The sequence below is a fragment of the Cardinium endosymbiont of Culicoides punctatus genome, assembly GCF_004354815.1.
Lineage (GTDB): Bacteria > Bacteroidota > Bacteroidia > Cytophagales > Amoebophilaceae > Cardinium.
This window is the reverse complement of sequence record NZ_QWJI01000034.1, coordinates 1-5,385: the sequence shown is the minus strand read 5'-3', so window position 1 is coordinate 5,385 and position 5,385 is coordinate 1. Positions and strand designations below refer to the sequence as shown.

The following is a 5,385-nucleotide window of genomic DNA, read 5'->3' as shown; positions in this document are numbered from 1 at the left end:
AGCCGTTTTTTATCAAATATAGTGGAAAATCCTCAATGTCAGTCTTTTATCCCATCATATATTTGTACCACCACCAAAAATTAATAAAGAAGACCACCACCCAAAAAATATACTTTTCTCAAAAATTTATTGTATGTTAGGAAACGAGATTGAGATATGTGAAGTTACATTGCAAACTTGTAGATAACCCATTTATATCAAATTAATTATTTAGAATTATTCTAAAGGATATATTACGAACACTAAATTTTATGCTTCTATGAAAAAATATGCAAAATATCCATTATTTTTTGGCCTACTCTTGATCGCAGTCAGGCAGTTTTGGCCTACGCAAAAAAATAATAAAAACATTGAAAAAGAATTAAATTTAGCACTTAACACTCCGGTTGATGGTATAGATCCTGCAACCAATACAAGTAGCTGTGGGGGAAAACTAATTGGGAAAATTTATGAAGGATTATTAGAATACCACTACCTAAAAAAGCCTTATGAACTTATACCTAGCTTGGCAGCAGCGATGCCAACCATTTCTGAAGATGGATTGACCTATACTTTTACTATAAAAAAAGGAGTCTATTTTCACGATAATGTTTGTTTTCCTAATGGAAAAGGCAGAGAACTAACTGCTGAAGATTTTGTCTATTCCTTTAAAAGAATTGCTGACCCCGCAGTACGTTCTCCCTATTTCAGTCTATTTGTAGATTACATAAAAGGGATTAAAGCATTTAACGAACACGTTACAAGACATAGAGGAGATTATAGCTACCCCATCGAAGGTGTTAAAGCCATAGACAGCTATACCCTACAATTTACCCTTACTAAGCAATTTCCAATATTTTTACATTATTTAGCACAACGTTGTACCAGTGCAGTAGCCAAAGAAGCAGTAGAGCATTATAAAGATGCTTTTGTAAGCCATCCAGTAGGTACTGGTCCTTTTACATTAGATTACTTTAACCCACAAAGTAATAAAATCACTTTTATAAAGAACAAAAATTTTAGAGAGAAGTATTACCCTACAGATGCATCACCAGCATTGCAACATATGCTAGGGCCAGCTGGTAAAAAGGTTCCGTTTCTTGATAAAATCACCTATTATGCTATATATGAATCACAACCATGCTGGTTGCAGTTTAAAGAGCATAAGATAGACTGTATTGAAGTAGTAAGGGCCTATGTAAAACAAGTGTTTGAGCATGGAGCACTCAAGCAAGAACTCAAACAGCAAGGTATAAACTTGCTTGAAGAGACAAGCACAGGTATTGGTTTTATAGGTTTTAACTGTTTAAAAAAACCTTTAGATAATCAAAAATTGCGACAAGCTATGTCATTGGCTTTTGACAGGCATGCCTTCAATAAACTTTTTGCTGATAATCTAGGTGTTATACAACCATCTTTTGTACCCCAATCTTTTGTAGGGTATGATGCTGGACTGGTAAACCCCTATATAAATTATGATCTAGAAAAAGCCAAACAGTACTTAGCAGATGCTGGATACCCAAATGGCAAAGGACTGTCTGTGCTTACAGTAAATACCTCAGCAATGCCTGAAGCCCGAATGCAATTGGAGTTTTTTGCAAAATGTATGGATAAAATTGGCATTAAAGTGGAAATCCAGCAATCTACTTTCCCCGAATTATTAAAAAAACTTTCAAGAAAAGATTATTTAATATCCAACCTAGGTTGGGGTGCTGACTATCCAGATGCTGCATATTTTTTCTCTGACTTAAGATCAAAAAAAGGGAATGGTATTCTTATGGAAAATCAGCCATTTAATACACTATATGACCAAGCGGTACAAATGGCAGATTCGCCAGAAAAAACAGTAGCATATAAACAATTAAATGCAATGTTGGTAGAAATTATGCCGGCACTGCTTACACCTAGACTCCCCAAGTATATGCTAGTACACAAACGTGTGAAAAATTATGTAATAGCGCCTTATTCGCATGGAGCAGAACAGTATATAGATATAGACCTATGCTGAAATCTATTTAATTTAAATAAGCTACAAATACAATTTTAGGTTAAGCTGTGCAATATAGATGAAAAGATACAGAAGTATTGGTAATCTTTAATAAATACCATGTCACGCCTTCTTATTTATCGTGCTTCTGCAGGGTCTGGAAAGACCCATACACTGGTAACCAATTACATAAAATGGGCATTGACCCATCCCAATGCCTTTAAACATATTTTGGCTGTAACTTTTACCAATTATGCCACACAAGAAATAAAACAACGTATTTTAACATACCTATATAGTTTATCTATTGGGGAACAAACACCTTTATGGGAAACGCTATATCAAGCAGGATGGACAGCTGCCAAACTACAACAAAGAAGCAAAGAGGTTCTCTCTACCATTGTATATCAGTACAGCGATTTTTCTGTTACCACTATTGATAGTTTCTTTCACAAAATGATCCAAGCATTTACAAAAGAACTAGGGTTACAGAAAAATTTCGTTATTGAAATGAATCAAACATTGGTTTTGAAAGAGGCTGTCAAAGAGCTTATTGCCCAACCACCTGATATTCCATCATTAGAAACATGGATTGTACATTTTGCATTAGCAAAACTCTTACAAGGAAAAAAATGGAATGTGGCGAATGATATTGAAGGGCTTGGTAAAACACTTTTTGAAGAATCATTTAAACTTCATGAACAAGCATTATTAGACTCCTTACAGCAAGAAGAAATATTACCTCATTTCTTATCAGAAATAAAAACACTTTTGCATTCTTTTGAAGAAAAAATGCAAAATATAGGACAAACTGCCCTATTACGACTTGAACAAGCAAAGCTTCAACCAGAGGATTTTGCTTATGGGGCCAAAGGTGTAATAGGCTATTTTTTAAATATAGCGCATAAGAAAAAATTTGAACCAACGAAACGGGCTATTATAGGCAAAATCAACCTAAAAACTTGGCTCACTAAAATAAAAGGCAATACATCAAAAGATATTGCACATGTAATTGAGACATCATTGCACCCACTACTTGTAGAAGCTATTGACCTGTATGAACAGGAAGGATCATTATATAAAACAGCAACAGCCATATTTCGTTTTACCTATACCTTTGGCATTATAAGTGCTTTACTTTTAATATTAAAACAGTATAGATCTAAACACAATATATTGTTCATATCAGATATTTCAGCTCTACTGTATCAAGTTATTCAGAAAAATAAAATTCCCTTTCTTTATGAAAAAATTGGTAGTCAATTTCATCACTTTCTTATAGATGAGTTCCAAGATCTGTCCCTTTTTCAATGGATGAACATCAAGCCACTATTGCATAATAGTTTATCTCAGGGTTATACCAATCTATTGGTAGGAGATGTAAAACAATCTATTTATCGTTGGCGTGGAAGCAATTGGAAGCTTTTAAACCATCAAGTGGAACAAGAATTTCCAGATAGCCATATCCATACGTTATCTACCAATAGACGCAGTCAGGAAATGATTGTTTTATTTAACAATCATTTCTTCCATTTTGCATCAAAGCAGTTGATTGCTCATTTAGAAAATGAATGGCTATCAACAGACCATGCCATAGATATTACCGCATTAAGAGCTGAATTAACACAGATGAAAAGAGCTTATCAAGATGTTGAGCAACAGATCATGGCTCCTATGTCAAGTGATTATAGAGGATATGTAGAGCTTTTATTTATTAAACAACATCCATTCGATACAGATGAAAAAAAGATCTCTTGGAAGGAATATGCACAGCAAGAGACCATATCCCTAGTAGAACAATTGCAGCAAGAAGGGATCCCAGCGAAAGATATTGTTTTATTAGTAAGGAATAATAGTGAAGCTGCCTTGGTAACAGAGCTATTTAGTGAACATCATAAAACAGTTCCTTCTACTTTGCCATATGAAGTAGCATCAGACCATGCCCGCACACTATCTAGCCATACCACCATAAAGACATTGATTCATGCACTGTATTACCTTAATGATGAACAAAATACCATCAGTAAACTTGCCTGTATTCAGGCTTATTACAGTTGCATAGATGCAGAGAAAAACATTTGGCAGAGCAATGATTTATACAATACAATCGCCTCAGAAAGTGAAATGGAGGGTCTATTGCCAAAGTCTTTTTGGACACTAAAGAACTTTTTAAAAAACATATCCATTTATCCATGTATTAAATTACTTATAGAGATTTTTTTTAAAAATGATAGCTGTTATAATGATATTATAGACTTTTTTCAAAGCATTGTTTTTGATTTTGCTTATAAATATAAAGAAGACGATTCAATCACATCATTTTTAACTTGGTGGGAAAAACGTGGTCAAGATATAAAACTTCCTCCAAGTACGCATGAAAATTTGATCAGAGTCATGACCATTCACCAATCCAAAGGATTGGAATTTAATGTAGTCATTATGCCTTTTTGTAGCTGGAACTTAGATCACACACCACAAAATAGCCCTATTTTATGGCTCAACACCAATGCTCAGAGCCCTTTTAATTATTTTTCTGTATTACCCATACGGTATGGATCCGATTTAAAGGGAACCTACTATACAAAAGATTACCATTTAGAAGAGATGCAGATTTATTTAGATAACTTAAATCTACTTTATGTAGCTTTTACTAGAGCTCGATCAAAGCTTTATGTTATATCTCCACTCCCAGAAAATAGGGAAAGCATAGATACCACTTCTGACTTGGTTTACCAATCTTGTATGTTACTAACAAGTATAGATCCAAGTAACACTACACAACCTCCCATAGCCGATATCAAGGAAACACCCATAGGAATCAAACTGTGCTTTGGGAAACACGTATATTAGACTTCTTTCGAAACTAACTTTTAGTCCTACTAAAATGTACAAAGCTTTACTTTGACCAGTCAAGTGTATTACTGGAATTTTTCATAGTTAATTCGTAATCAATTATAAAAGTAATTAAAAAATTGATTTTTTAGTGTGGAATGTCAGATGTAGGGTTAAATACTTGCATTACATTCCAATATTTTAACTTGTTCTTTGCACCAGGGTGTAAATTTATCTGCGTTTTTTTCTAAGTGTAAAATAAACTGAGGCCATGTGATGAATTTGACTGAAGCTACTTCTTGCTCATTGATAACAATATGATCGTCTGAAGTGGCCATGTATATTGGGCATATTTCATGCTCTACAATATTATTGTGGTTGAATTTATACCGATAGTGACCAACAAAATGCAATTGTTGAAGAGTTGCTAATCCAAGCTCAAATTTAGCATGTCTATAAACAGCCTGCTCATTGGTCTCATGTATTTGAGGATGTCCACAAAAACTATTTGGTGGTGGTACAAATATATGATTTTACTTAGCCCAAGCGTTACCTTTATTTATGCTATCAATGACTATCATGATTGC

Annotated in this window: 3 protein-coding genes; 2 read left to right on the top strand and 1 reads right to left on the bottom strand. The window is 34.0% G+C overall.

The window, feature by feature from the left end; all coding sequences use genetic code 11:
- Positions 1–259: 259 nt before the first annotated feature.
- Positions 260–1,987 carry an ABC transporter substrate-binding protein gene (locus CCPUN_RS04005; protein ID WP_133282292.1) on the top strand — a complete coding sequence of 576 codons (1,728 nt, stop codon included), beginning with the start codon at positions 260–262 and terminating at the stop codon, positions 1,985–1,987.
- Between the two features lie 99 nt (positions 1,988–2,086).
- A complete protein-coding gene (locus CCPUN_RS04000; RefSeq protein ID WP_133282291.1) occupies positions 2,087–4,816 on the top strand; it encodes a UvrD-helicase domain-containing protein in 2,730 nt (909 codons plus the stop codon).
- Between the two features lie 155 nt (positions 4,817–4,971).
- Here CCPUN_RS04000 and CCPUN_RS03995 read toward each other — a convergent pair whose 3' ends face one another.
- Positions 4,972–5,325 (bottom strand): NUDIX hydrolase, encoded by a 354-nt coding sequence (locus CCPUN_RS03995; RefSeq protein WP_133282290.1) that lies wholly within the window; start codon positions 5,323–5,325, stop codon positions 4,972–4,974.
- Positions 5,326–5,385: the final 60 nt, after the last annotated feature.